Origin of the sequence: Rhodococcus sp. NPDC059234, assembly GCF_042754225.1 — a bacterium.
In the GTDB taxonomy this organism is placed as follows: Bacteria; Actinomycetota; Actinomycetes; order Mycobacteriales; family Mycobacteriaceae; genus Rhodococcus_G.
On record NZ_JBHZAH010000016.1, the window covers coordinates 35,187 to 59,643 of the forward strand.

Here is a 24,457-nt window from a genome sequence, read left to right on the forward strand (position 1 = left end):
CCGGCCGCCGAGTCGTCGCCGAAGTCGAGCTGCCCCGCGAACCGGCTGGTCAGTTGATTCATCCGATCCTGCCATCACCCGGGGACGGGAACTCGCGCCGCCTCGTTGATCTGGCGGCACGTTTCGCCAATCATCGCTGCAAGTCGACAACTGGTGCCGCTGTCGCCGGCAACCCGCTCTATGCCGTTTCTGGAAGCACTACCACTAGCAGAATTCGTTGGCCGTGCAATCCCCTCGACCCGCCCGAGAATAGCGTTAAACACCAAGCGGCCCCGCCCAATCGAGAAGGATCGGGGTAGCGAGGCCGAAGTAAACGTCAGAAATTCGAACAGTTATATTCCCCCGATGTTGAAAGTGCGCCTCGGGATCCGAGCCCGGATCCTGGCCATCGCATTGGTTCCAAGCCTGGCGTTGCTCGGAATCGGCGTAGGCACAGCGGGATACCTGATACGTGAGGGCCGGCAGTCCGAACAATGGGCGGCAGCGAACCGGGATGCCGTGAGCCACGCTACCGACGTGGTTGCCGGGGTAGAGCAGGAACGGATGCTGTCGCTGTGGCATCTGTCCGGTGAACAAGGCGATCCGGCCGCGCTCGCCGCAGCACGGAACAAGCTCGACACCGCGTTCGCAGAGCTGGCCCCCTACTCATCAAGGCTGCAGAGCGCGTCGCAGGGCACCATGGGTGCCGACACGGGTGGATTCGACACCTTGATTGCTCGCCTGCCCCAGATTCGCGGTCAGATCGATGCAGGAAGAATGCCGATCGAGGACACATACGCCCTCTACAACACCATTCTCGATGCAGTCGCGCTCGGCACCAACCTCATCACCTCCAACGCGCCCAGTGCCGAGGTCGGCGTCGCACTCATCAATGGCGTGCGCATCCTGCACGCGATGGAGGGAATGTCACGTTCCGCCGCGCTCACCGCTGCCGAACTACAGGGACAGCTCGGCAGAGGTCCACTGCGCAACGACTATCGAAATCTGGTCGGGTCCTACCGGACCGCACTTCCGCAGCTCGCCGCCGACCTGGGCGCCGATCCAGCAGCCGAGAAGATCCGGGCGGCACTGGCGTCCCCCGACTGGCAGCAGGTGGCCGCGATGGAGGACTACCTCATCAATCCGCCGAAGGCGGACAAAAGCGGTGACGTCCCGCCACCGCCAGTGACCTTCGACGAGTGGAATACCGCGCAGGACCGGCTGTCTGAAGGCGTGATCGGCGCATGGAAAGGCCTGAACGACCATGCGAACCAGATCGCTGCCGACGAGGGCAAGCGCACCGCGGCGAACTCACTGTGGGCGGGTGCCGCTGTGCTCGCGCTTGCGCTCGTCGCGTTCCTGCTGTCGCTATGGCTGGCCAACCGACTGATCGGGCGACTCACGCGCCTACGCAAGGAAACACTGGACCTGGCAGAGGTCGAACTGCCCGAAACCATGCGCAAGCTGGGCGCGGGCGAGCACATCGATCCCAAAGCTGCGCACCTGGACTTCGGTGACGACGAAATCGGTGCGGTGGCAAAGGCCTTCAACCGTGCACACACGGCGGCTGTTTCCGCCGCGGTCGCCGAGGCCCGCACTCGCGAGGGCGTGCGCGCGGTGTTCCTCAACATCGCCCACCGAAGCCAGATGGTGGTGCACCGGCAACTCGAGGTCCTGGACGAGGCCGAACAGAGCCAAGAGGATCCCGCCATGCTGGAGACATTCTTCCGTCTCGACCACCTGGCGACCCGCGAACGCCGCAACGCCGAGAACCTCATCATCCTCGGTGGCGGCGAGCCCGGCCGCCAGTGGCGGAGTCCGGTGCCACTGGTCGATCTAGCGCGTAGCGCGGTCGGCGAGAGCCTCGACTACACGCGGGTACACACCCGCCGCATGCCTCAGGTGTTCATCGTCGGCAACGTGGTCGCCGACCTCATCCACCTGCTCGCCGAACTGGTCGACAACGCGACGGCATTCTCCCCGCCGCAGTCGCGCGTCGAAGTGAGCGGCAACGTGGTCGGCAAGGGGGTCGCGATCGAGATTACCGACCAGGGCATGGGAATGTCCGTCGAAGAACTCGAACGCGTCAACGAGATGCTCCGCAATCCACCGGATTTCGGCGTCGATACGCTCTCGGCGACTTCGCGCCTTGGCTTGTTCATCGTTTCGCAGCTGGGTGCACGGCACGGAATCAGTGTGCAGCTAACCGAATCCGAGTACGGCGGCATTCGCGCCATCGTGCTGGTGCCGAACTCGGTGGTCGCCGCCGATGCGACACCTATGGCCGGCCATGTGCCGGATCGGATCGCCGGACCTCGACCCGAGCTGCAGTTTGCCAGCGCGATGCCGGAATCCGAATCAAGCGAATCAGTCTCGGCCGCAGTGGGTGTCGCGACGCTGGCACCTCCGACTCCAGCGCCTCCCACCGAACAGCCAGCGCAGTCGGTGGCCCCGCCGCGGGCGTGGGCACACCTCGAGCACATCGACAGCGCGCCACACACCGAGTACACGGAGCCTCCTGTGGCAACCCCGTGGCACGAGCCGCCGACCCCCGCTGTCGAACCGGAGTCGCTCACCCCACCACCGTTGCCCGACAACGGCGGTGACGGTCGCCCACACCTGCCTCGCCGTCGTCGGCAGGCCAGTCTGGCACCAGAACTGGCGCACGACAATCAACTCGAGGCGGACGCTCAGGAGCCGCAACGATCGGCGGAGCAAGCGCGAGATCTCATGTCCGCCATCGCATACGGTACCCAGCAGGCTCGGCATTCGGAACCGCCGCCCTGGTCTGCAACCAGGGACGAAATGGAAGGTGATGGAAGGTGAAGGTGACGACTTCTAACTCAGGTGATCTGAACTGGCTTCTCGACGATCTGGTCAATCGTCTTGCCGGGGTGCGCTACGCAGTCGTGCTTTCCACCGATGGGCTGCTGCTGGGCCGATCCACGTCCATGAGCCGTGAGGACGCCGAGCACTTCGGCGCCATGTCCGCCACCCTGTACGGGCTCGCACGCAGCGCGGGGAATCGTTTTCATGGCGGCGCCGTGCGCCAGGCCGTCATCGAACTCGAGAATGCGGTGCTGTTCGTGACGGCGGCCGGAAGCAACGCATGTATCGCATTGCAAGCCGTCGACACCGCGAATCTGGGTATGGTCGCGTACGAGATGAATCTGACTGTGCAGCGTGTCGGTAGCTACCTGTCCACCGATGCTCGTGTCGGTGCGGCCGAGCAGGGAGCGTAGATTGCGGTGACACGTATAGGCCAATCGTGGTTCGACAATGCGGCCGGTCCCCTGGTCCGCCCGTACGCCGTCACGCGGGGCCGCACGATGGGCGCGGGACACGATCTCGACATGCTCACGCTCGTAGCGACCGTGTCCCCCGCTCCGCGGCTGCAGCACATCGAAACGGAGTACGCGGAGATCGTTCAGTTGTGCCGTACTGCGCAGTCGGTGGCGGAGGTCTCGGCGCACCTGAATCTGCCTCTGGCGGTGACCAAAATCCTGGTCGGTGATCTCATCGCCGAGGGAATGCTGAACTTCCGGGCTCCCGCCAGCAGCGACTCCTACAACGACATTGCCGGGATCGGCGAGCTGAACATCCTGCAAGCAGTACTCGACGGAATCCGAAAGCTGTAGACCACAATGCATGACAATGCGTCCTCAGCCGACCTGGCTGCTTCGGTCAAAATCCTCATAGCCGGCGGCTTCGGAGTCGGCAAGACCACTATGGTGTCCTCCGTCAGCGAGATCACACCACTGCGTACCGAAGAAACGATTACCGAATTGTCCACCGGCATCGACGATTTGTCGGGCGTGGAGAGTAAGACCACGACCACCGTGGCCCTGGACTTCGGTCGTATCACCCTCGATGAAAGCCTAGTTCTGTACCTGTTCGGCACGCCTGGACAGGACCGGTTCTGGTTCCTGTGGGACGAACTGGCGCGCGGGGCTCTCGGCGCCGTCGTTCTCGCAGACACCCGTCGGTTGGAGAACTCGTTCGCCGCCATCGACTTCTTCGAACGGCGCGGTGTCTCGTTCACGATCGCGGTGAACTGCTTCGACAGCGCCTATGCCTACACAACCGATGAGGTTCGCGAGGCACTCGACCTCGACACCAATACCCCGGTCGTACTTTGCGACGCTCGTGATCGCGAGTCGTGCAAGTCTGTACTGATAACGCTCGTCGAACACCTCATCGCCCAGGCCAGCAGCTCAGTGGCCTGAGCAACGCTGGCATACACGTGCAAACCTGGCGAACCGAACGTAGAAAGTGCATCTCGTCCAATCCCGTACTACCCAAGTCGCTTTCGGACATCGATCTTCGCCATGTGTGACCACCGCTGAGAAGGCTGTGTTCAGTCGGGGGGGGCGATGGGCAGACCCTGCGGTCATACGTCAACGGGGCATCCGGGTACTTCGAGCACTCCCTGAGCGCCTACCGGCGCGCCGGCAAGCCGTGCCCGCGTTGCGGCCCGCCGAGGGTGCGGGAGGCCTTCATGAACCGCGGTTCGCACCTCTGCCCGAGGTGCCAGCGACGGCGCCGACGCTCGTGTTCGATGCCGGGAAGGATGTCGAGACCTGGCGCGTGAGCGCAGTCGCTTCTGGCTCTGTGGCTCAGGTCTACGTCAACGCGGGGTGAGCGAGCGCTCGGGGTGCAGCGCGACGTGGACGTGTCCGCGGCTTGCAGGCGCTGCTGCTTGACGCCGGAGCGCCTCGGGTCGCGGTGGCGTCCCGGCGGATCTCAGCCTCGAGCGGATCCGGATGAGCTGTGGGTCAGAGACGGGCAGGTCTCAGTGGCTCAACGACTTGGGCCTCGGAGCGCTCGCGCAGCTCGAGAAGCGCCTCGTCAAGGCTCGAGCCGAGCAGGTGGAGGGTGTTCATGCCGCGCGATTCCCACACCGGAAACTCCTCGTCGGCATTGCGGCTTGCGACGTCCCAGAGGAGAAGGTCGCCGTTCTCGCTCCAGCCGAAGACTTCGAGTCGTTCGGCGAGGTGCCAGCTACCGTCGGGCTCGATCATCCAGTCGAATTCCTCCTCTTCGCCGTCGCGGAAGACCGTGTGGAAGTGCTCGGTGAGGTTCGCTGCACGGGCCCGCCCGTCTGCGAAACCGGGTTGCACTGGCGGGTAGATGAGCCACAGGCCGAACGTGCGGGCCCACCCACAGGAGCGAACAAACTCGCGGTAGCTCCGGGGGTACCCGCCGCCGTCCGGGAAACGGAACGAAGCGAGTGCCTCGAAGTCGACATGCTCGAACGAGGGGGATTCAGGCGCGGGGACACTCATGACACGATTATGGTCGGGTTGCTGGGCCACGCCCCTGGAGTCAGATGGAGTGAAGGCGGCGACCGTCAGTCCCACACCAGGAACACGACGCGTTCGTGTCCGGACACTGCAGGGATCCGGCAGTACTCCTCGCCCGACATCGGACGCGAGTTGACCGTAGACATCGCAGGTAGAGCCCAGGATCGCATCGAACCGCGCTAGTTGAACTAGCGTCGCGTTTCGCTAATCTTCGCTGCAAGTCGACACGGCAGCTGTGCCGCTGACGTGGAGATCTGAGACGAGTGCCTCGGAAAACAACGCGAATGAGACAGCAATCGCCCTACATTTTGAGACGAACCAGGGTTTGCAGGCCTTCCCTTACCGTTTGTTGCGGGCTGATCCGTCATCGCAACGAACAGTCGTGAATCTGGTGTCCTGTATGACGATTGGCCTGCGGGCCTAAGCCACGACCGGATGAATCTGTGCGCACCTCACAAGGCCACTCGCCACAAGACCATCCGATAGCGTCCAGTAGACATCCGTCCGAAGGGGCTTCTACGTGGACCACAACCCGACGGTGCCGTTGAGCTTCGATATCCAAGCGACGCTGATCATGCTCGCGTACGCCCTACTCACCGTCGCGGCACTGGTCTCGATCTTTCGCACCCGCCACGACGGCGCCGGATCGAAGTTCTGGTGGTCCGCGCTCGTCATCGTGCTGCCACTGATCGGACCAGCGGCATGGTTCTTGCTCGGCGCACCGCCATTAAGGCGACGAGCGAAGCTGCAATAGACGCCACCTGGACCGCGCCAACTTCACCTCACGATCACGCCCGAAGGCGCCCAACACTCGTGTCCTGTTTTGCGATCACCGTATGAACCCAAGGACCGCCAAACAGGACACGTGTTCGAGAGGCGTCACTGAGAGAGGCGACCGGCAACAGATCGTCGTGCACGAGTTGGTACTTTGCGTGCATCGACAAAACTTGTCTGTGACCCAGCCCCCTCGCGATGATCGTGCGCCGCGCCTACGCGCGGTGGTGATTCCGTGTGCCCCGAGAGGGAACCCGATGTCGGGTTCCCGCCTCCTGTCCTGCACTGGAATCCCCACTTGGAGCTCACTTCACCATGTCATCGACACACCCATCAATGCCGCATCCGCGGTGCCCGTTCGTCCTCCGCCTCGATGAACCGGCGGTCCTGCGATGACCACAGTGACGGCGCCTCCGCGACGCCAGGATCTGCGCGCCGACTGCGGAAACTGTTTCGCTCTGTGCTGCACTGCCTTCGGATTCTCACGATCAGTGGACTTCGCCGAGGACAAGCCTGCCGGCTCGCCATGTCGGCACCTCGAGTCGGATTTCTCATGCACTGTCCATGAGGGACTCCGGTCCCAGGGTTTCCGTGGCTGCACGGTCTTCGACTGCTTCGGTGCGGGACAGGCCGTATCGCAGCGCTTGTTCTCCGGGGTCAGCTGGCGTGAGCGTCCTGATACGCAGCAGCGCATGTTCTCCGCCTTCAAGATCGTGAAACAGCTGCACGAGATGCTGTGGTATCTGTCCGAGGCACGGGAACGCACCTACGACCCGGACGCTGCCCGCGAAGCCCGTGAATTCGCCTCCACCATTGCCGCGCTGACTCGCGGCGGCCTGGTCGAACTGTTCTCCGTCGAGATGGATGTCCTGCACTCCGCGGTCAGGGCGGTTCTCGTGGAGATCAGTGAGGAAGTTCGGGCTTCCTACTTCGCCGAGGTCGGCCATCAGGACCCGCGCCTCGCCGCCGGGGCGGACCTTGCCGGAGCGAATCTGCGAGCACGCAGACTGTGCGGTGCGGACCTGCGCGGAGCCTGTCTGATTGCCACGGATCTGAGGGGAAGCGACCTCACCGGGGTGGACCTGCTCGGAGCGGATCTGCGCGATGCCAGGCTGGAGGGCGCCGATCTCTCGGCAGCGTTGTACGTCACTCAACCTCAGGTCAACGCCGCCCGAGGTAGTGGCGACACACGTCTTCCCACCGGCGTTTCCGCTCCTCCGCATTGGCGCAGTCAGTAGCCGGACGAGCTGACCGCATCGAATCCGGGGAGAGGGACTTCGCAGAGCGCAGGGACATCGACCGCCCGCTGGAGCACCGCGGCCGATTGATCTCGCCGCATGCGGATCCGTTTGCGCCATTGGTCCCGGACCGCTGGCGCAAACCGAGCATGGCCGGCAACGGATAGTGCTCTGCGCCAACGGAACCGGCCCGGTCTTGCACCCCTGCGGGTGGAGGACCGGGCCGTAACCGATGAAGTGTCAGGACGAATCGGTCTCACGCAAGGTAGGGGTCGCGCTGCGGTGCAGGTAAATGACACTGCGGTCGGCGTCGAGGGTGAACGGTGACCCGTCGGCGCTGTGGGTGAGTCGCGTCGTCTGCAGTCGATGCTGCTCTTCGACCGCATGCCTGGTGGACGGCGTGATCAGTTCTTGTGCGGCGTTGAACAATCCTGCCCCGCCGTTTCCTCCGCCCATCCGGCGCCAGTGGATCCAACCCCGCTTCTCCGCCCACACCGCCACCTGATCGAGCACCACGAAGAACCCGATCATGCCGGCAATGCCCAACAGAAAGCTCATGACTCCTCCTTACCAGAGCTCCGGAAGGTCGCGAACCGAACCACAGGCGTCCTGTTTGGCGACCGTCAAACAGGACGGCCGAGTGGAGGGGCCGACGAATAGCGTGTCAGTTTCAGAAGTCGCGTGCACTGCCACCTGGCGTTTTGCGGGCGTATGCTGTCGCCTTCTGGCATTTGCGTGTCAGAAGAGCCGCGCACTGTCCGGCGGTGGTCCGGCGTGTGGGTGTTGATGAAGCAGTAGATCGGCCTACCTGGATGCTGTTCGACGACTGGTGCACCGCCCATGATCAACGTTGTTGCCTGTGGGCATTGGTCCACAGGCAAGGCTCTTGGCGTGGCCGCCGTTCCCGAACGAGAGAAGCGTCGGCCACGTCGCTGCCTGCAGTTCTGGTCAGCGGATGCTGCGGAAGAAGGTGCGGATGTCGTCTGCGAGCAAGGTCGGTTGTTCCATGGCGGGGAAGTGGCCACCTTCGGCGTACTCGCTCCAGTGGGCGATTGCTCCGGTGGGGTTCATGACGCGGCGCATGAGTGGGTGGGTGTCGAAGACCGCCCACCCGGTCGGGACGGGCGCGAACACAGCGGGTTCGACCGTGGAATGCTGCGCCTCGTAGTAGAACTGGGCGCTTGACTCACCGCTGCGCGTGAACCAGTACAAGGTGACGTTCGCCAGGAGTTGGTCGCGGTCGACCGACTCGTCCGGAGTGGGATAGCTGCTGTCCCTAGCCTTGAACTTCTCAGTGATCCACGCGAGCAAGGCGACCGGCGAATCGGTGAGAGCCACCCCGATCGTGTCCGGCTTGTGGTTCTGCATCTCGAGGTACCCGCGCTCGGAGGCAGCATCAGCCTGCATCACAGCGAGTTGGCTACTCTCCTCGCCGGAAAGGTCGGCGGACTACGACTGGGTGGGCGTGTGGACCGGCTCGACGATCAGCATGGTCGCCGCCTCGTCGATACTCGCGGTCACCGCGGTCGCGGGAGTCGTGCACCGAGCGCGGTCCCGGGACACCCGCTCCGAACCGGCCGAGGAGACCCACGAGCCCCTCGACCGGTAGTCAGCGGTTAGGAAGAGGAACCGTCGGAGGAGCCGGGCAACACCGTCCAGATCGGCGACGGTAGAGGCTCGTAGAGACTGCCGAGCGACCCCACGGAGTTCTGGAGCCCCCGCGTGTCCCCCGTCGCCATCCAATCCCCCGATGCCGGGGCGTCGGTGCCGGTGAACTTGATCCCGCTGGTGCTGTCACCATCAACCGAGATCACCTTGTAAGTCAGGCTGAGCTGAATGTATCCGCTCTTGCCGGTGGACTTCCGAATCGGCCAGCCCCCATCGGGCGCCGTCAGGGTGACGTCCCCAGCGACAGGATCCACCGCGACGACCGGGCGCAGGAGTTCGGAAGTTGGCGGCTCGAAGGAGTTCGTCCCGCCGTAGACGCTCAGGAACTCGTAACCGGTCGGAGCGTGGTGGGTGATACTCGTGACGACCACGTCGGAGAGGCTCGGATCCACCAACTGGATTCTGACGTTGAAATTAATTACCTGGCCGACCTCGGCGCGGTCGGTTCCGCGGTAATACAGCTCGGCGTTGCCGACTGGCACTTGGGATTCAAACCAGGCGCCCTTGCAGTCGCCACCGAGAGAGCCGGTAAGGAGGTCGATACCGTATATCTGGTTCCACGCGGTATGGTCCGCCGTACAGGTAGGAGCGAGGTAGTCGCTGCTCGCCTCGGCTGCCGCAGTCCCAGCACCGAGCACCAAACCACCCGTAGCGATCGTCAGCGCCGCGAGCATCGCCCCACTCGCACGCACCAGTCCACCCATCAACATTGTCTCCTCTACCAGTCGACGGGACCGGCCCGTTGCCCGACCCGCACTACCCGGCGACGATAAAGGGCAAAACGGTCCACCACCGCAAAACCCCCACAATCCTATTTCTGCAGCCCAAAGCGTTAATCGCTTCCCGAAACGGTTACCCGACACACCCGCGGACCAGGCGACCGAGGGCCGGACCCAACCCCGACCACGCGCCGCCCGGGGGTCCGGCGGCGGCCCCGGCAGGCCGCCGCAGCAGCAGCATTGCAGCATTCATTCATTCAGCGTTTTTCTTTCGACGCGGCAGCTGCTACCCCCGCGCCATGTCCACGAAGCGCGAGTAGTGAAGCTGGTGGGCAACGGTGATCGTGGCCGTCGGACCACCGCGGTGCTTACCGAGGATGATGTCCGCCTCGCCGCCGCGCGGGTCGTCCCGCTCGAAGGCATCGGGCCGGTGCAGCAGCATGACCATGTCGGCGTCCTGCTCGAGCGAGCCGGACTCGCGGAGGTCGGAAACCATGGGGCGCTTGTCGGTTCGCTGCTCGGGACCACGGTTGAGCTGACAGATCGCGACCACCGGGACCTCGAGTTCCTTGGCCAGTAGCTTGAGGCTTCGGGAGAACTCGGAGACCTCCTGCTGACGCGACTCGACCTTCTTGCCGGAGCTCATCAGCTGCAGGTAGTCGAGCACGATCAGCTTGATGTCGTGCTTCTGCTTGAGCCGGCGTGCCTTCGCCCGGATCTCCATCATGGTGAGGTTGGGGGAGTCGTCGATGAACAGGGGCGCCTCGCTGATCTCGCTCATCCGCCGCGCCAGCCGGGTCCAGTCCTCGTCGTTCATCTTGCCGGACTTCATGTCGGACAACTTGATCTTCGCCTCCGCCGACAGCAGGCGCATGACGATCTCGGTCTTTCCCATTTCCAGGGAGAAGATGACGCTGGCCATGCCGTGCTTGATCGAGCACGACCGCATGAAGTCCATTCCGATGGTCGACTTACCGACGCCAGGCCGAGCCGCCACGATGATCATCTGCCCGGGGTGCAGGCCGTTGGTCACCTCGTCGAGCTCGGTGAACCCGGTGGGCACGCCGAGCGAGAGGCCGCCCCGGCTGGCGATGGAGTCGATCTCGTCCATCGTGGGCTGCAGCAGCTCCTCGAGCGGGACGAAGTCGTCGTTGGTGCGCCGCTCGGTGACGTCGTACACCTCGGCCTGCGCGCGGTCGACCACCTCGGCCACGTCCTGGCCCTCGGAGCCGGCGTAGCCGTACTGCACGATCCGCGTGCCGGCCTCGACGAGTCGGCGCAGGATCGACTTCTCCGCGACGATCTCGGCGTAGTAGCCGGCGTTCGCGGCGGTCGGCACCGTCTGCGTGAGCGTCACCAGGTACGGCGCACCGCCCACGCGGCGCAGCTCGCCGCGGCGCTCGAGCTCCGCGGCCACGGTCACCGGGTCGGCGGGCTCACCGCGGGCGTACAGGTCCAGGATCGAGTCGTAGACGTTCTGGTGGGCGGGGCGGTAGAAGTCGCCGGGACGCAGCCGCTCGAGCACGTCGGCGATCGCGTCCTTGCTCAGCAGCATGCCGCCGAGCACCGACTGTTCGGCGGCCATGTCCTGCGGGGGCTGGCGCCCGAAGTCCTCCCGGGGGGGCTCGTCCGGCTCCGGGTAGTCCGAGTGCCCACGATCGTCGACAACCGCCACGCGATAACCGTCCTCTCCGCCAAGTCCCGGACGCACCGACCGGGATCCCGGTCGTGCGCCCCGTACACACTAGATACGCGCCCGTACCGACAACATCGCGCCGGGTCCGATCGAGACCCCGCGCGGCCGCCGGTGGGCGCGCCCGCGACGAGGTTATGCACAGGCGCCGCCCGGGACAACACGGCTTGTGTACACAGTTGTGGATGGATTGTGGAATCCCCAGTAGGCGGTTGTTCACCACCTGGGGACAAGCTGAGGATAACCGGGATCACATCTGCACAATTCGCAGGTAGGACCGCCTTTTTCTGTTCACACACCTGTGGATGAAAAGTCGCTCGGCGTGTCCCCACGGCCACCCCGCCGGGCGTGTTGCGCATTTCACGTCTCTCCGCAATGTGAAATGGCACACAGTGACAAAGGACACCAGATGGACGCTCGTTTAGTTCCCGGTCACAATGCGCAGGTCACCACCCGAAGTGCGGATCCGCACCCCTGCCCCGAACGCAGTTGGGCCCCCAGACCGGAGTCTGGGGGCCCAACCGTGAACGGGTCGGTCGGACTAGCCGGCGACGACGTTCAGGTGGAACTTGGCAACCACGTCGGGGTGCAGGTTCACGATCACCTGGTGCTTGCCGGTGGCCTTGATGTGCGCCTTCGGCAGCTCGAGGCTGCGCTTGTCGAGCACCGGACCACCCGCGGCCTTGACGGCACCGGCGACGTCCGCCGCGGTGACCGAGCCGAACAGCTTGCCCGAGTCACCGGCGGTCTTGACCGTCAGCGACACACCCTCGAGGCCCTCGATCGCGGCCTTGAGCTCCTTGGCGTGGTCCAGGCCGCGCACCGCGCGGGCCTCCTGGGCACGGCGGATGCCGTCGACCTGCTTCTCGGCGCCACGGGTGGCGACGATCGCGAGACCGCGGGGCAGCAGGTAGTTGCGGCCGTAACCGTCCTTGACCTCAACGGTGTCGCCGGGCGCACCGAGGTTGTCCACGTCTGCAGTGAGGATCAGCTTCATGTCTTCCCTTTCCTTAGCGAGCCGTCGAGACGTAAGGAAGCAGAGCGACCTCACGCGAGTTCTTCACGGCAACGGCCACGTCCCGCTGGTGCTGGACGCAGTTGCCGGTGACACGGCGCGCGCGGATCTTGCCGCGGTCGCTGACGTACTTACGCAGCAGCGTCGTGTCCTTGTAGTTGATCTGCGTGTTCTTCTCTTTGCAGAAGGTGCAGACCTTCTTCTTCATCACCTTGTCGCGCAGCGGCGGCTTCGGCATTGTCCTTCTCCGTACTTCTCAATGTTCGTTCGCGCTCGATCCCGGCGCAGAGAGCTGGGATCAGAACGGGGGTTCGTCGTTTCCACCACCGCCGCCGAAGGAACCGGCCGCCTGCGGGGCGCTGCCCCACGGGTCGTCGCCGCCACCGGCGTTGGCAGCCGGGCGTCCGCCGCCCGAACCACCCGAGGAACCGAACCCGCCACCGCCACCGCCACCGCCACCGCGGTTGGCCTTGTTGACCTTGGCCGTGGCGTACTTGAGCGAGGGGCCGATCTCGTCGACCTCGAGCTCCACGACAGTGCGCTTCTCGCCTTCGCGAGTCTCGTAGGACCGCTGCTTGAGCCGTCCGCTGACGATCACCCGAGAACCGCGAGTCAACGACTCGGCCACGTTCTCCGCCGCCTCGCGCCAGATGTTGCAGCGCAGGAACAGCGCCTCGCCGTCCTTCCATTCATTGGAATTCCGGTCGAAGGTGCGGGGCGTGGACGCGACCGTGAAGTTCGCAACCGCTGCCCCCGCGGGGGTGAATCGAAGCTCGGGATCAGCCGTCAAGTTTCCGATGACGGTGATCACGGTGTCGCCTGCCATGTGGGTTCCTCCTGCAGTGTGTGGAATCCTGTTGCGCCGAGCCTAAGGCCCGGTACAGACAGAAATCACTTGACGTGGCGCAGAACCTTGGTGCGCAGCACCGACTCGTTCAGGCCGAGCTGGCGATCCAGCTCGTTCACGGTGGCAGGGGTCGCGTTGATGTCGATCACCGCGTAGATGCCTTCGCTGTGCTTGGCGATCTCGTAGGCGAGACGACGCTTACCCCAGACGTCGACCTTGTCGACGGTGCCGCCGTCCTGGCGAACGACGTTGAGGAACGTATCCAGCGAGGGAGCGACGGTGCGCTCGTCCAGGCTGGGGTCCAGGATGATCATCAATTCGTAACGACGCATAAGACCTCATCACCTCCTATGGACTAGTGAAAACGGCCACGGACGATCCGTGACAGGAGGGTCGTTGCGTCAGCAACCTTTGCAGGTTACACGAGCTGCCCCTGACCTGCGAAATCGCCTCGTTTCCCGAGGACGGCCGGCACCCCGGCGCAGCCCCGCGATCCGTCCCGACCCCTAGGCTGGAACCATGCGGACGAGGGGCTGGGCGAGCACGCCCACGGTGGTCGCGACGACCGTCGTCTGCGGGTTCGTGCTGGCGCTGGCGTACCTGAACAAGGCCCGATGCGCGGGCGCACCGTACGACGGGCTCGGGCGCAGCCTGATCTTCGACCGGATCAAGGACAGCAGCGTCTGCTACTCCGACATCCAGTACCTGTGGATCGGCCGCGACATCGACAACCACGTCTTCCCGTACCTCCACGGGGCGATCGACAGCGCCGGGAACCTGAGCGGCGGGACCGTCGAGTACCCCGTGCTCAGCGGCCTGCTGATGTGGCTGGGGGCCATCGGCGCACACAACGACGCCCAGTTCCTGCTGCACTCGGCGCTGATCCTGATGCCGTTCGGCCTGGCGACCGCCTGGATGCTGGGCCGACTGGCCGGACCGCCCGCCCTGCTGTGGTCGCTCGGACCGCCACTGGTCCTCTACGGCTTCCACAACTGGGAGCTGCCGGTGGTGGCCGCCGCCACCGCCGCCACCTTCGTGGTCGTCTACTACCAGCGGATACCCCTGCGCACGCGGGCAACCGGGGCCGCGGTGCTGCTGGCGGTCGGGCTTTGCCTGAAGATCTATCCGGGCATCTTCCTGCTCCCGCTGCTCGCCTACGTGTTCACCGGGGGCCTCGACGGTCGCGAACTACCCCCGTCCGCCACCGGCCGCTTCGACCCGAGGGGCGCGCTGATCGTGGCGGGCGCCGCGGTGGCCACCACCGTCGCGATCAACCTCCCGTTCGCCGTCCTCGGCTACGACGGATGGCGGGCGTCGTTCACCTTCCAGAGCGCCCGCGAGGCCGACATCACCACCAACTCCGTCTGGTACTGGGGCATCCGGCCGCTGTTCGGCTCGGTCGAGGGACCCACCAGCGCGTACGCCCAGTTCGTCTCGATCGCGTCCCCGCTGCTGATCGCCGCCTCCTTCGCGCTGGCCCTGTGGCTCGGCTACCGGCGCTTCCAACGCGAGGGCAGCTATCCGTGGGTCGTGGTCAGCGCGGCGATGCTGTGCGGATTCATGTTGCTGCACAAGGTGCACTCGCCGCAGTACACCCTGTGGCTGCTGCCGTTCCTGGTGCTGGTCCGGGTCCCGCGCGCGGCGATCGCCGGATACCTGGTCGCCGACCTGGCGATCGGGATCGGCGTGTTCCGGTACTTCCACGCCCTGTCCACCGGCTCGAACGCGAGCACCTGGGAACTCGTCGTCCAGTTCGGGGTGTGGGGACGCGCGGCGTTGCTGGTCGTCCTGTTCTTCGTGTTCCTGCGGTCCCGACCACGGTGGGAGCCGGCGCCCGCTCGCGCACCCGCGCCGGTGAGCGGACTCTCCCCGGTCGGAACGCCGTGAGCGCGAACCGGATTCGGTAGCGACCGCCGTCCGGCACGGCAGCGGGACGGGGGTGCAGCTCAGCCGCGCGGGGAGACCGGGACCGCCGCCTCGGACCACGCGATCGGCCGGTGGGCGGGCCGCAGCCACCTCGGGAACCAACTCGGTGGCGCGTCGGCGGCGCCGTCCAGGACCCCACCGACCGGGTCGTCCACCCCGCGCGCCCGCACCAGGTCCAGATCGGGACGGTAGATCTGCCGAATCACCAGCACGCAGAGCACCAGGACGGCGAGGTCGCGCACCACGACAGTCGCGGTGAACCACTGCTCGGGCAGGCCCTTGTTGCCGACCCCGAGGTAGTAGTACATCCGGGGCACCCAGACGAGCGCGTCGATCGTCATCCACGCCAGCAGCAGTCGCCGGTGCGGCAACGCCAGCACCGCCAACGGCACCAGCCACAGCGAGTACTGCGGGCTCCACACCTTGTTGGTCAGCAGGAAGCCGGCGACCAGCAGGAAGCACAGCTGGGCCACCCGCGGTCGTCGCGCCGCGGTCAGCGCGACGTACCCGACCCCGACGCACACCGCCGCGAACAGCAACAGCGACACCGTATTCAGGATCACCGGACTCTCGCCGTGCGCCAACAGTCCGTCGAACCCGTGCCATCCGGTGAAGGAGCTGATCACGTTGTAGATCGAGTCCGGGTCCGCCCCCCGCACGGAGTTGAGCCGGAAGAACTCGCGCCAACCCGACGGGAACGCCAGCGCCAGAGGAAGATTCACGGCCAGCCAGGCCGCGGCGGCGGCCGCGGTGAGCCGGAACCAGTCGCGCATCCGACCCGCGCGCAGGCACAGCACCAGCAGCGGTCCGAGCAGCAGCAGCGGGTACAGCTTGGTGGCGCCGCCCAACCCGAGCAGCACGCCCGCGAGCACCGGTCGCTTCCGCGCCCACGCCAGCAGTCCCGCACCCGCGAAAGCCGTTGCCAGCGGGTCGAAATTGGTGAACGCGTGCACGACCACCAGCGGCGACGCGGCGACCAGCGCGGCGTCCCAGATCCGTCTGCCCGCCAGCACCGCGGTCGACCACACGGTCACCAGCCAGGCGAGCGCGAGCCCGAGGGCGACGACGTTGAAGTAGAGGACCACCTGCAACGCCCCCGGCAACCAGGTGACACCGTGCCAGGCCTTCGCGACGGTCATCGCTCCGTACTGGTACAGCCCGGCGAGCACGGGGTACTCCATGTACCGCTGCTGCACCGTGCCGTCGGGTGCGGTCTCCTCCCACGACTTCTTGTAGGGGAAGGCGCCCTCGTCGAGTCGCTCGGCGCCGTACAGCGGCACCGTGTCGGAGTAGCACAGCGCGGTGTACTGCCTGCTCCCGCTCCAGTCGAGACCGAGCGCGCCGCCCGGCCCGTTCGGCGCCTGCTGGATGCACGCGGCCTTCGTCGACCAGCCGAGCCCCAGGAACACCACGGCCAGCAGCAGGACCACCCGCAGCGGCGTGAGGAACCGGGTCCGGCCGACCAGGGCGTGCCGCGCGACCGGCCCGCCGACCACCTCGCTGAGCTGGGCGGTGAGCGGATCCGTTCGGCCGGGCAGATCCCGCTCGGTGTCCGAGCGCCGGTCCGCCGCCAGCGGGGCGGGTGACGCCACGATCAGCTCACCGGGGCGCGCGTCGTCCCGCGTGCTGTCCTCGTCGTCATCGGCCACCCCGGCGACGTTACCGACCCGCCCCCGGCGGCGTCAGCGTGGCGCACCCTGCCTGTTGCCGGGCACCGAGACGGCGCCGTCGTCCTGACCCGCGTACGGCTGCCCGGGCACCGGTCCCTGGGTGGTCGGTGCCGGCGCGGTGGTCGGTGCCGGCTTGATCCCCGGGATCGGAATCGTGACGCCGGGCAGGATCTCGACCGGGGTCTGCGTGACCTCCATCGGCGGGATCGTCAGCCGCGGGCCGCTGGTGGTCGTCGGCGGTGCGGTGGTCTTCGGCGGGGTGTACGGCGCGGTGTACGCCGGCACGCCCGCCTGGCCGCCGATCGCCTCCGGGGTCGGGAAGCTCTCGACGGGGGAGCCCTTGAGGGCCCCGTCCATCGTCGCCTTCCAGATGTCGGACGGCAGCCCGGAGCCGTACATCAGACCGCCCCAGCTGTTCTGCAGCGGCACGCCCTGCTCGGTGCCGACCCACACCGCGGTCGCGAGCGACGGGGTGTAACCCACCATCCAGGCGTCCTTGTTCTGGCCGGTGTCGCCGAGCTGTGCGGTGCCGGTCTTCGCCGCGGACGGACGGCCGCCCGCCAGTCCGTGACCGCGCGAGTACGCGGCGATCGGCTGCATCGCCGCGGTGACGTTGTCCGCGACGGCCGGCTTGATCCTGGCCTCGCCGGGTGCCGTGGTGGCGCCGCGGTCGAGCAGAACGGTGCCGTCGCCGGTGACGACCTTCTGAATGAAGTGCGGCGCGCGGTAGACACCCGAGTCGGCCAGGGTCGCGTAGGCGGAGGCCATGTCGAGCACGCGGGACTGGTACTGGCCCAGCACGATTCCGTTCTCGGAACGACCGCTCGGCTCCTGGAGGCTGGTGCCGGCGACGCCCGGGATCTGCTCGGGGATGCCGGCCTTGTGGGCCATGTCCGCGATCTTGTCCGGACCGTTCTCGATGGAGAGCATCTGCCGGTAGAAGCTGGTGTTCAGCGACCTCTTGAGCGCCTCGGCGATGGTGCAGGTGCCGCAGGACTCGCCCTCGGCGTTGTTGATGGTGACGCCGCCGAGGGTCAGCGGACCGCTGTCGTACATCTTCGACAGCGGGATGCCCTCGTTGAGGGCCGTCGCCAGGCCGAACACCTTGAACGAGGAACCGGTCTGCAGGCCGGCCTGCGCGAAGTCGTATCCGGCACCGTCGGTTCCGCCGTAGTACGCCTTCACGCCGCCGCTCTTCGGGTCGACCGAGACCACCGCGGTGCGCAGCTCGGGCTTCTCGCCCTCCATGTTCTTGGACACCGCGTCGACCGCCGCCTGCTGGGCCTGCGGGTCGATCGTCGTGGTGATCTGCAGGCCCTCGGTGTTGAGCACCTGCTCCTTGATGCCGTTGGCCTCGAGCTCCTTGACCACCTGCGCCCGGATGAGGCCGTTGGTCCCGCTGCCCTGGCTGCCGTTGTCGACCTCCGAGAGCGGCACGACGTGCGGGTACTTCTGCGCCGCACGCTCGTTCGCATTGAGCGTCTTGGCGCTGACCATGCCGTCGAGGACGTAGTTCCAGCGCGACTCGGCGCCGGTCGGGTTGGTCGACGGGTCGAGGCCGTACGGCTGCTGGATGGTGGCCGCGAGGACCGCGCCCTCGGCCACCGACAGCTGCTCGACCGGCTTGTCGAAGTAGGCCTTCGACGCCGCCGAGATACCGAACACGCCGCGCCCGAAGGGGATCGTGTTGAGGTACGCGGCGAGGATGTCGTCCTTGGACCACTGCCGCGCCATCTTCGAGGAGATCACCAGCTCGCGCATCTTGCGGGTGATCGAGTGCTCGTTACCGACCATTGCGTTCTTCACGTACTGCTGGGTGATGGTCGAGCCACCGCCCGCGCTGTCCTTGCCGAGCACCTGGTCGCGCGCGGCGCGGGCGAAGCCGGACACCGAGAAGCCGGGGTTGGTGTAGAAGTCGCGGTCCTCGGCCGAGAGCACCGCATTGCGCACGTGCAGCGGGATCTGGTCGACCGTGACGTCGGTGCGGTTGCCCTCCGGCGGCACGATCGTGCTCAGCACGCTGTTGCCATCGCTCGCGTAGATCGTCGCGACCTGGTTCGTCTTCATGTCACCCGGCTTCGGCACGTCCTCCGCGACGTAGGCGACCATGAACGCCAGCAGCGGGAGCACCAGGCCGAGCGCCACGAGGCTGTACAGGGTCCGGCGCACGATCTTCCACCTGCTCGACTTGGTCTTCTTCGGCCGCTTGGGCGGCTGCCCACCGGACGATCCACCCGACCGGGGCGCCGACGGGGGCGGGCCGGCAGGCGGTCGGCCGCCCGGGCCGCGGCTGCCGCCCTGCGTCTGACGGGATGCCTGTGCCCCGCCCTGCGGCTGCCGGGATGCCTGGGCGCCACCCTGCGGCTGCCGGGGCGGCTGGCCGCCCTGCGCCGGCCGCGGCGGCTGCCCGCCCTGCGGCGGGCGCGGCGCCTGACCGTACTGGCCGGGCGGCGGTCCGCCTGCTCCGGGCCGGGGACCCTGCGGCGGCATGCCGGGCCGGGCGCCGGGCGGAGGTCCCTGCGGGCGGGGCGGCTGCCCCCCTACGGGCCGACCGGGCTGCTGCGGGTACCCGCCGGGACGTCCGGACGGCGGGGGACCGCTCGGCCGGGCTGGTCCGGTGGGTCGTCCGCCCGGCTGGTTGTTGTAAGGGGAACTCACGTACGAATCTCCAGTGTTCGCGTAGACACGGCTGTGCCACTTGGTTCAGGCAGGCTCGAGGCTGTCGGTCGTGCTCACTCGCTCGCGGTGCGTCTGCTCGGGGAGCGCGGGGACCGCGTCCGGGCCGGCTTCGGGGCCGGTATCGATCCGAGCACGTACGACTGCACCAGATGGTTCCAACTGCAGGTCCGGCAGACCTCGACCACGTGCACCGAGAACTCTTCCTGGGTGGTCGCGAGCCGGACCAGTTCCTCGGAGGTCCGCGCCGAGCCCGAGATCGCCCCGAGCTTGTCGCCGAACACCCACGAGACGAGGGTGAGCTGTTCCTTCCTGCATATCGGGCAGGTCACCTCGGACGGCCTGCCGTGGAACTTCGCGGCGCGCAGCAGGTACGGACCGGCGTCGCACACCTGCGTGACACCCGTCCGTCCCGAGAACACCTCGGCCAGCAGGGATCGCCGCTGAAGCGCGTAGTCCACCACCTGCCGCTGCAATCGCACGTGACCAGAGTACGTGGGCAAATCCGAGCAGTCTCGGGTCGGACGGACCTTTCACCCCGACGCGCCGCACCCGAACCTGCGGGTTTGCCGAACGGGAGCGTGACTATGCCCACAACGTGGGAGCCCGCACGACTCCTAAGATCACGACGTGCCGACCCGGAACTCGCCCCGGACCCGCGCGCGCGACCTCGATCGGATGCGCGCGTGCGGGCAACTCGACGCGGCGTACGCGGAGGGCCAGCTCGGCGCCGACGAGTACCACGACAGGACGGCCCGGGCGACGGCCGCGACGACCCTGGGCGAACTGCGCGACCTGACCTCGGATCTGCAGCTGCCCGATTCGGTCACCGACCAGCCGCCGGTGCCCACCCACCGCCCGCGCGGCCGGGTCCGGCCCGTCGTCGCGGTCGCGGGGGCGGTGGCGGTGGCGGTGGCGGTGACGCTCGCGGTGATCGGGCTATCCGGTTCGGGCGAGGACACCCCGGCGGCGCCGGTTCCGGCGCCGGGTGCGATCGCCGCCCCCGAACCGGCCGAGCGGCCTGCACCAGCAGGCGTCGAGCCGATCGTGGTGACCGCGCCGCAGCCCCTCACCCGCGACGGCCTCGAGCGACTCCTCGCCGACTGGCGGGCGCAATTCGGCGACCTGGTCGTCCACGAGGTGGGGCTGTACCCCGACTACGCGTTCGTGGAGCGGACGGTGCCCGGCTCGACCGACACTGTCGAGCGCTTCGCCTACCGCGGCGGTCTCAAGCGGACCGGCACCTCGCCGCGATTCCCGACGTCGCTCGACGTCGACCTCGCCCGGGCGAACATCGCGGGCCTCGCCGACGTGATCGGGCGGGCCCCGGCCCTGCTCGGCGCGCCCGGCGGGGCGATCAGTCACGCCCTGATCGACGACGCCGGCAGGGGATCGACGATCCGGGTGTATGCCACCCGCCCGGACGACACCAGTGCCGGCTATCTCCGGGCCGGCCTCGACGGCACCGTGATCGACATCTCCCGGCCAAACTAGGCTCACGCCGTGGCCAGCCGATATCCGCCCGGCACGCGGGCGCGCGACGCCGACCGCGACGCCGTGCGCGCCCTGCTCGACGCCGCGCGCGCCGACGGCCAGCTGTCCGAGCCCGAGCACGGCGCCCGTACCGGCCTGTGCGCGGAGGCACGCACCCTTGCGGACCTCTCCGTTCTCGTGGGCGATCTGCAGCAGCCGCTGGACGCGCCGCGCGCCCCCGTACCGCCCGCCCCCACGCCGAGGCACCGGTTCTGGGTGGGCGTCGCGGCCGCGGCGGCGGCGGCGGCCGCGGTCGGGGCGTTCCTGTTCGTCTCCCACGACGACGCGGATGCCGCGCCCGCGGCGGCTCCGGACACCGCGGTCGACCTGGATGCGCTGCCGCCGCTGGTCAAGCCGACCCCGAGCCTCGTCACCAGGGAGGGCGTCGAGCAGTTCATCGCCGACTACCGCGCCGAGTTCGGCGACACCGTCGTCGACGACCTCGACCTCTTCCCGGCCCACGCGGGCGTCAATCGGGCCGTCCCGCGCGAGCCGAACCGGCGGGTGGAGTACCTCTACCGGGGCGGGTTCGATCCGCGCAGCGACCCGACCACCCGCAAGCTCGACACCCCGACCTTCGACCTCGCGACGATCGACACCGCGATCCTCGAACGCCTGCTGGCGGGCGCGGTCGCCAGCACGAACGTCCCGGGCGGCGCGGTCACCGGGATCTCCGTCGAGGCCGACGAGGGCGCCCCCGCGGTGCGCATCTCGGTCGGCAACGAGTTCAGCGAGAGCGGCTACCTCGAGGTCACCCCGGCCGGCAAGCCGCTCGAGGTCCACCCGTTCGGGGGATAGGGAATCCATGGCCAAGACCACCAGCACCGGCGGCCTCCGCGCCCGCGACAGCGACCGCGCCGACGCCTGCGGGCTCCTCGACGCCGCGCTCGCCGACGGTCAGCTCGACGAGACCGAGCACGCCGCCCGCTCCGCCGCCGCCATGCGGGCCAAGACGTTCGGGGAACTCGACCGGCTGGTGGGCGACCTGCAGGTGCCCGGCCGGTTCGCCGACGCCCCGGTGGTGCGTCCCGCGCGCAGGCTGCCCGGGCGCCGGACGCTGCTCGCGGCCGTCGCTGTCGGGCTCGCGGCGGCGATCGGGGCGCTCGCCGGGACGGTGGGCGGCGGCGGATCGGCGGCCCCGCTGCCCGACCTGACCACGGGCAACGGGCTGCGGCACTTCGTCGACGACTACCGCGCGCGGTTCGGCGACACCGTGGCGGACGAGGCCGACCTGTTCCCCGAACACGCCTCGATCGACCGGCCGTCGGCCGAGCCGACCAGGTCGGAGCCCTATCTCTATCGCGGCGAGTTCGAGCTCTGGGGCAGCGCCTCGACCCGCTCCCGGGACGCGCGCTCGTTCGATCTGGGCGCGCTGAACCTGCCGGTCATCGCGCAGCTGGTCGCCGGGGCGCCCCGGTCGCTGCGGATCCCGGACGGCGACGTCGACCACCTCTCGCTGCGGTTCGAGCCGGGGGACGACAAGCTGCCCGCCGCGGTCACGATCTTCGTGCAGAACGCCGCGGGCGACTCCGCGCACATGGTCACCGGCTTCGACGGCAAGATCCGCTCGATGTACCCCTTCGAGCCCTGAGCCGCGACCCTGTCCGTGACTCCGTGTCACGCCTAACATCGTCACGACCTGTCGCCGTATATATCGGTGCGATATAGTTTGGCATCGCATCAAGTAGTTAGGTTCCGACGACTCGGGAGGTGGACGCGATGCTCGAACTGGCAATCCTCGGGCTGCTCCTCGAGTCACCCATGCACGGATACGAGCTGCGCAAGCGGCTGACCGGCCTGCTGGGCGCGTTCCGCGCCTTCTCCTACGGTTCGCTCTACCCGACACTGCGCCGCATGCAGTCCGACGGGTTGATCGCCGAGGACATGAGTCCGGCGGGCGCATCCATGCGCCGGGCCCGCCGTGTATACGAGCTGACCCCTGCCGGCAGGCAGCGGTTCGCCGAACTGGTTGCCGACACCGGTCCGCAGAACTACACGGACGACGGTTTCGGCGTTCACCTCGCCTTCTTCAGCCGCACCCCCGCCGAGGCGCGGATGCGGATTCTCGAGGGCAGGCGGCGTCAGGTCGAGGAGCGTCGGGAGGGGCTCCGCGACGCGATCGGGCGGGCAAGCGGCTCACTGGACCGCTACACCCGCCAGCTCCACCAACTCGGCCTCGAGTCGAGCGAGCGTGAAGTGCGGTGGCTCAACGAACTGATCGCCGCCGAGCAAACACCAACAGCGTTACCCAAGAAAGAAGGAGAACCCGACCATGGGTGAGAACAGCACCGCGGTGCGCGTGGCCATTGTGGGCGTGGGGAACTGTGCCTCGTCCCTGGTCCAGGGCGTCCAGTACTACAAGGATGCGGACGAGAACGCCACCGTTCCCGGCCTCATGCACGTGAAGTTCGGGCAGTACCACGTCCGCGACGTGCAGTTCGTCGCCGCTTTCGACGTGGACGCCAAGAAGGTCGGGTTCGACCTCTCCGAGGCGATCCTCGCCAGCGAGAACAACACCATCAAGATCACCGACGTCCCGCCGCTCGACGTCCCCGTCCTGCGCGGCCCCACGCTCGACGGCATCGGCAAGTACTACGCGCAGACCATCGAGGTCTCCGACGCCGAGCCCGTCGACGTCGTCGCCGCGCTCAAGGCCGCGAAGGTCGACGTCCTGGTGTCCTACCTGCCGGTGGGCTCCGAGGAGGCCGACAAGTTCTACGCGCAGTGCGCGATCGACGCCGGCGTCGCGTTCGTCAACGCGCTGCCCGTCTTCATCGCCTCCGACCCGGAGTGGGCCGCGAAGTTCAAGGACGCCGGCATCCCGATCGTCGGCGACGACATCAAGAGCCAGGTCGGCGCGACCATCACGCACCGCGTGATGGCGAAGCTGTTCGAGGACCGCGGTGTCGTGCTGGACCGCACCTACCAGCTCAACGTCGGCGGAAACATGGACTTCAAGAACATGCTCGAGCGCGAGCGCCTGGAGTCCAAGAAAGTGTCCAAGACGCAGGCCGTGACCTCCAACCTCAACGGCCCGCTGTCCGGCAAGGTCCACGACCGCAACGTCCACATCGGTCCCTCGGACTACGTGGAGTGGCTCGACGACCGCAAGTGGGCGTACGTCCGCCTCGAGGGTCGCGCCTTCGGCGATGCCCCGCTGAACCTGGAGTACAAGCTCGAGGTCTGGGACTCCCCGAACTCGGCCGGCATCATCATCGACGCCGTCCGCGCCGCGAAGATCGCGCTGGACCGCGGCATCGGCGGACCGGTGTACCCGGCGTCGGCGTACCTGATGAAGTCCCCGCCGGTCCAGATGGCGGACGACAAGGCGCGCGCCGAGCTCGAAGCGTTCATCATCGAGGCGTAGCTCGCACGCGTCGCAGCGACGCACAGCGGGGGCCGGACACCTTTCGAGG

General features: G+C 67.4%; 26 protein-coding genes. 14 read left to right on the forward strand and 12 right to left on the reverse strand.

Going from position 1 to position 24,457, the window contains the following annotated elements; genetic code table 11:
- The first annotated feature begins 345 nt into the window (after window positions 1-345).
- From ACFXGJ_RS05740 to ACFXGJ_RS05760, 5 genes are all read left to right on the forward strand, one after another.
- On the forward strand, window positions 346-2,805 hold the full coding sequence (locus ACFXGJ_RS05740) for a nitrate- and nitrite sensing domain-containing protein (protein WP_378617360.1): 2,460 nt from the start codon (window positions 346-348) through the stop codon (window positions 2,803-2,805).
- Between the two features lie 2 nt (window positions 2,806-2,807).
- The gene (locus tag ACFXGJ_RS05745) at window positions 2,808-3,221 is read left to right on the forward strand and encodes a roadblock/LC7 domain-containing protein (RefSeq protein ID WP_378617405.1); all 414 of its coding nucleotides are present in this window, start codon (window positions 2,808-2,810) and stop codon (window positions 3,219-3,221) included.
- Between the two features lie 6 nt (window positions 3,222-3,227).
- A complete protein-coding gene (locus ACFXGJ_RS05750) occupies window positions 3,228-3,617 on the forward strand; it encodes a DUF742 domain-containing protein (RefSeq protein ID WP_378617362.1) in 390 nt (129 codons plus the stop codon).
- 6 nt (window positions 3,618-3,623) lie between these two features.
- Entirely contained in the window at window positions 3,624-4,205 is a 582-nt protein-coding gene (locus ACFXGJ_RS05755) for an ATP/GTP-binding protein (RefSeq protein ID WP_378617364.1), read from the forward strand.
- A gap of 203 nt (window positions 4,206-4,408) precedes the next feature.
- Complete coding sequence (locus tag ACFXGJ_RS05760; RefSeq protein ID WP_378617406.1) at window positions 4,409-4,570, forward strand: zinc finger domain-containing protein; 162 nt, start codon at window positions 4,409-4,411, stop codon at window positions 4,568-4,570.
- A 184-nt stretch (window positions 4,571-4,754) separates the two neighbouring features.
- On the opposite strand, the gene ACFXGJ_RS05765 is transcribed toward ACFXGJ_RS05760, so the two are convergent.
- Window positions 4,755-5,264: a hypothetical protein gene (locus tag ACFXGJ_RS05765; protein ID WP_378617366.1), complete on the reverse strand. Its 510-nt coding sequence runs from the start codon at window positions 5,262-5,264 to the stop codon at window positions 4,755-4,757.
- A gap of 538 nt (window positions 5,265-5,802) precedes the next feature.
- On the opposite strand from ACFXGJ_RS05765, the gene ACFXGJ_RS05770 reads away from it, so the two are divergent.
- A complete protein-coding gene (locus tag ACFXGJ_RS05770; protein ID WP_378617368.1) occupies window positions 5,803-6,036 on the forward strand; it encodes a PLD nuclease N-terminal domain-containing protein in 234 nt (77 codons plus the stop codon).
- Between the two features lie 511 nt (window positions 6,037-6,547).
- Window positions 6,548-7,294 (forward strand): pentapeptide repeat-containing protein, encoded by a 747-nt coding sequence (locus ACFXGJ_RS05775; protein WP_378617370.1) that lies wholly within the window; start codon window positions 6,548-6,550, stop codon window positions 7,292-7,294.
- Between the two features lie 240 nt (window positions 7,295-7,534).
- Here the strand turns inward: ACFXGJ_RS05775 and ACFXGJ_RS05780 are convergent, their stop codons facing one another.
- Window positions 7,535-7,852 (reverse strand): hypothetical protein, encoded by a 318-nt coding sequence (locus ACFXGJ_RS05780; RefSeq protein WP_378617372.1) that lies wholly within the window; start codon window positions 7,850-7,852, stop codon window positions 7,535-7,537.
- 390 nt (window positions 7,853-8,242) lie between these two features.
- Window positions 8,243-8,701, reverse strand: a complete 459-nt coding sequence (locus ACFXGJ_RS05785; protein WP_378617374.1) for an alpha/beta fold hydrolase — start codon at window positions 8,699-8,701, stop codon at window positions 8,243-8,245.
- Window positions 8,702-8,753: 52 nt separating this feature from the next.
- Here ACFXGJ_RS05785 and ACFXGJ_RS05790 point away from each other — a divergent pair, with 52 nt between their 5' ends.
- Window positions 8,754-8,903 carry a hypothetical protein gene (locus ACFXGJ_RS05790; protein ID WP_378617376.1) on the forward strand — a complete coding sequence of 50 codons (150 nt, stop codon included), beginning with the start codon at window positions 8,754-8,756 and terminating at the stop codon, window positions 8,901-8,903.
- A 7-nt stretch (window positions 8,904-8,910) separates the two neighbouring features.
- Here ACFXGJ_RS05790 and ACFXGJ_RS05795 read toward each other — a convergent pair whose 3' ends face one another.
- From ACFXGJ_RS05795 to rpsF, 6 genes are all read right to left on the reverse strand, one after another.
- Window positions 8,911-9,666 carry a hypothetical protein gene (locus ACFXGJ_RS05795; protein WP_378617378.1) on the reverse strand — a complete coding sequence of 252 codons (756 nt, stop codon included), beginning with the start codon at window positions 9,664-9,666 and terminating at the stop codon, window positions 8,911-8,913.
- 301 nt (window positions 9,667-9,967) lie between these two features.
- Complete coding sequence (gene dnaB, locus ACFXGJ_RS05800) at window positions 9,968-11,356, reverse strand: replicative DNA helicase (RefSeq protein ID WP_378617380.1); 1,389 nt, start codon at window positions 11,354-11,356, stop codon at window positions 9,968-9,970.
- Window positions 11,357-11,915: 559 nt separating this feature from the next.
- A complete protein-coding gene (rplI, locus tag ACFXGJ_RS05805; protein ID WP_378617382.1) occupies window positions 11,916-12,371 on the reverse strand; it encodes a 50S ribosomal protein L9 in 456 nt (151 codons plus the stop codon).
- 13 nt (window positions 12,372-12,384) lie between these two features.
- Window positions 12,385-12,627, reverse strand: coding sequence for a 30S ribosomal protein S18 (rpsR, locus tag ACFXGJ_RS05810; RefSeq protein WP_114720111.1), 243 nt, complete (start codon window positions 12,625-12,627; stop codon window positions 12,385-12,387).
- Window positions 12,628-12,687: 60 nt separating this feature from the next.
- The gene (locus ACFXGJ_RS05815; RefSeq protein WP_378617384.1) at window positions 12,688-13,215 is read right to left on the reverse strand and encodes a single-stranded DNA-binding protein; all 528 of its coding nucleotides are present in this window, start codon (window positions 13,213-13,215) and stop codon (window positions 12,688-12,690) included.
- 65 nt (window positions 13,216-13,280) lie between these two features.
- Window positions 13,281-13,568 (reverse strand): 30S ribosomal protein S6, encoded by a 288-nt coding sequence (gene rpsF, locus ACFXGJ_RS05820; RefSeq protein WP_378425905.1) that lies wholly within the window; start codon window positions 13,566-13,568, stop codon window positions 13,281-13,283.
- Between the two features lie 187 nt (window positions 13,569-13,755).
- On the opposite strand from rpsF, the gene ACFXGJ_RS05825 reads away from it, so the two are divergent.
- The gene (locus ACFXGJ_RS05825; protein WP_378617386.1) at window positions 13,756-15,123 is read left to right on the forward strand and encodes a hypothetical protein; all 1,368 of its coding nucleotides are present in this window, start codon (window positions 13,756-13,758) and stop codon (window positions 15,121-15,123) included.
- 59 nt (window positions 15,124-15,182) lie between these two features.
- Here ACFXGJ_RS05825 and ACFXGJ_RS05830 read toward each other — a convergent pair whose 3' ends face one another.
- The 3 genes from ACFXGJ_RS05830 to ACFXGJ_RS05840 all read right to left on the reverse strand — a co-directional run bounded on the left by ACFXGJ_RS05830 (window position 15,183) and on the right by ACFXGJ_RS05840 (window position 19,990).
- A complete protein-coding gene (locus ACFXGJ_RS05830; protein WP_378617388.1) occupies window positions 15,183-16,811 on the reverse strand; it encodes a glycosyltransferase family 87 protein in 1,629 nt (542 codons plus the stop codon).
- A 33-nt stretch (window positions 16,812-16,844) separates the two neighbouring features.
- Window positions 16,845-19,001 (reverse strand): transglycosylase domain-containing protein, encoded by a 2,157-nt coding sequence (locus tag ACFXGJ_RS05835; protein WP_378617390.1) that lies wholly within the window; start codon window positions 18,999-19,001, stop codon window positions 16,845-16,847.
- Between the two features lie 563 nt (window positions 19,002-19,564).
- Window positions 19,565-19,990 (reverse strand): DUF5318 domain-containing protein, encoded by a 426-nt coding sequence (locus ACFXGJ_RS05840; protein WP_378617392.1) that lies wholly within the window; start codon window positions 19,988-19,990, stop codon window positions 19,565-19,567.
- 148 nt (window positions 19,991-20,138) lie between these two features.
- On the opposite strand from ACFXGJ_RS05840, the gene ACFXGJ_RS05845 reads away from it, so the two are divergent.
- The 5 genes from ACFXGJ_RS05845 to ACFXGJ_RS05865 all read left to right on the forward strand — a co-directional run bounded on the left by ACFXGJ_RS05845 (window position 20,139) and on the right by ACFXGJ_RS05865 (window position 24,408).
- Complete coding sequence (locus ACFXGJ_RS05845) at window positions 20,139-21,002, forward strand: DUF1707 domain-containing protein (protein WP_378617394.1); 864 nt, start codon at window positions 20,139-20,141, stop codon at window positions 21,000-21,002.
- A gap of 9 nt (window positions 21,003-21,011) precedes the next feature.
- Window positions 21,012-21,839: a DUF1707 domain-containing protein gene (locus ACFXGJ_RS05850; protein WP_378617396.1), complete on the forward strand. Its 828-nt coding sequence runs from the start codon at window positions 21,012-21,014 to the stop codon at window positions 21,837-21,839.
- Between the two features lie 7 nt (window positions 21,840-21,846).
- Window positions 21,847-22,632: a DUF1707 domain-containing protein gene (locus ACFXGJ_RS05855; protein ID WP_378617398.1), complete on the forward strand. Its 786-nt coding sequence runs from the start codon at window positions 21,847-21,849 to the stop codon at window positions 22,630-22,632.
- A 128-nt stretch (window positions 22,633-22,760) separates the two neighbouring features.
- Entirely contained in the window at window positions 22,761-23,321 is a 561-nt protein-coding gene (locus tag ACFXGJ_RS05860; protein WP_378617400.1) for a PadR family transcriptional regulator, read from the forward strand.
- Window positions 23,314-24,408, forward strand: coding sequence for an inositol-3-phosphate synthase (locus tag ACFXGJ_RS05865; protein WP_378617402.1), 1,095 nt, complete (start codon window positions 23,314-23,316; stop codon window positions 24,406-24,408). The genes ACFXGJ_RS05860 and ACFXGJ_RS05865 overlap by 8 nt, the downstream gene beginning before the upstream one ends.
- The last annotated feature ends 49 nt before the right edge of the window (window positions 24,409-24,457 follow it).

Coding starts and splice junctions, on each gene's coding strand:
- ACFXGJ_RS05860 (WP_378617400.1), top strand. CDS start 22,761: ATGCTCGAACTGGCAATCCTCGGGCTGCTCCTCGAGTCACCCATGCAC.
- rplI (WP_378617382.1), bottom strand. CDS start 12,371: ATGAAGCTGATCCTCACTGCAGACGTGGACAACCTCGGTGCGCCCGGC.
- ACFXGJ_RS05815 (WP_378617384.1), bottom strand. CDS start 13,215: ATGGCAGGCGACACCGTGATCACCGTCATCGGAAACTTGACGGCTGAT.
- ACFXGJ_RS05765 (WP_378617366.1), bottom strand. CDS start 5,264: ATGAGTGTCCCCGCGCCTGAATCCCCCTCGTTCGAGCATGTCGACTTC.
- ACFXGJ_RS05740 (WP_378617360.1), top strand. CDS start 346: ATGTTGAAAGTGCGCCTCGGGATCCGAGCCCGGATCCTGGCCATCGCA.
- ACFXGJ_RS05865 (WP_378617402.1), top strand. CDS start 23,314: ATGGGTGAGAACAGCACCGCGGTGCGCGTGGCCATTGTGGGCGTGGGG.
- ACFXGJ_RS05780 (WP_378617372.1), bottom strand. CDS start 7,852: ATGAGCTTTCTGTTGGGCATTGCCGGCATGATCGGGTTCTTCGTGGTG.
- ACFXGJ_RS05755 (WP_378617364.1), top strand. CDS start 3,624: ATGCATGACAATGCGTCCTCAGCCGACCTGGCTGCTTCGGTCAAAATC.
- rpsR (WP_114720111.1), bottom strand. CDS start 12,627: ATGCCGAAGCCGCCGCTGCGCGACAAGGTGATGAAGAAGAAGGTCTGC.
- ACFXGJ_RS05785 (WP_378617374.1), bottom strand. CDS start 8,701: ATGCAGGCTGATGCTGCCTCCGAGCGCGGGTACCTCGAGATGCAGAAC.
- ACFXGJ_RS05855 (WP_378617398.1), top strand. CDS start 21,847: ATGGCCAAGACCACCAGCACCGGCGGCCTCCGCGCCCGCGACAGCGAC.
- ACFXGJ_RS05795 (WP_378617378.1), bottom strand. CDS start 9,666: ATGGGTGGACTGGTGCGTGCGAGTGGGGCGATGCTCGCGGCGCTGACG.
- rpsF (WP_378425905.1), bottom strand. CDS start 13,568: ATGCGTCGTTACGAATTGATGATCATCCTGGACCCCAGCCTGGACGAG.
- ACFXGJ_RS05825 (WP_378617386.1), top strand. CDS start 13,756: ATGCGGACGAGGGGCTGGGCGAGCACGCCCACGGTGGTCGCGACGACC.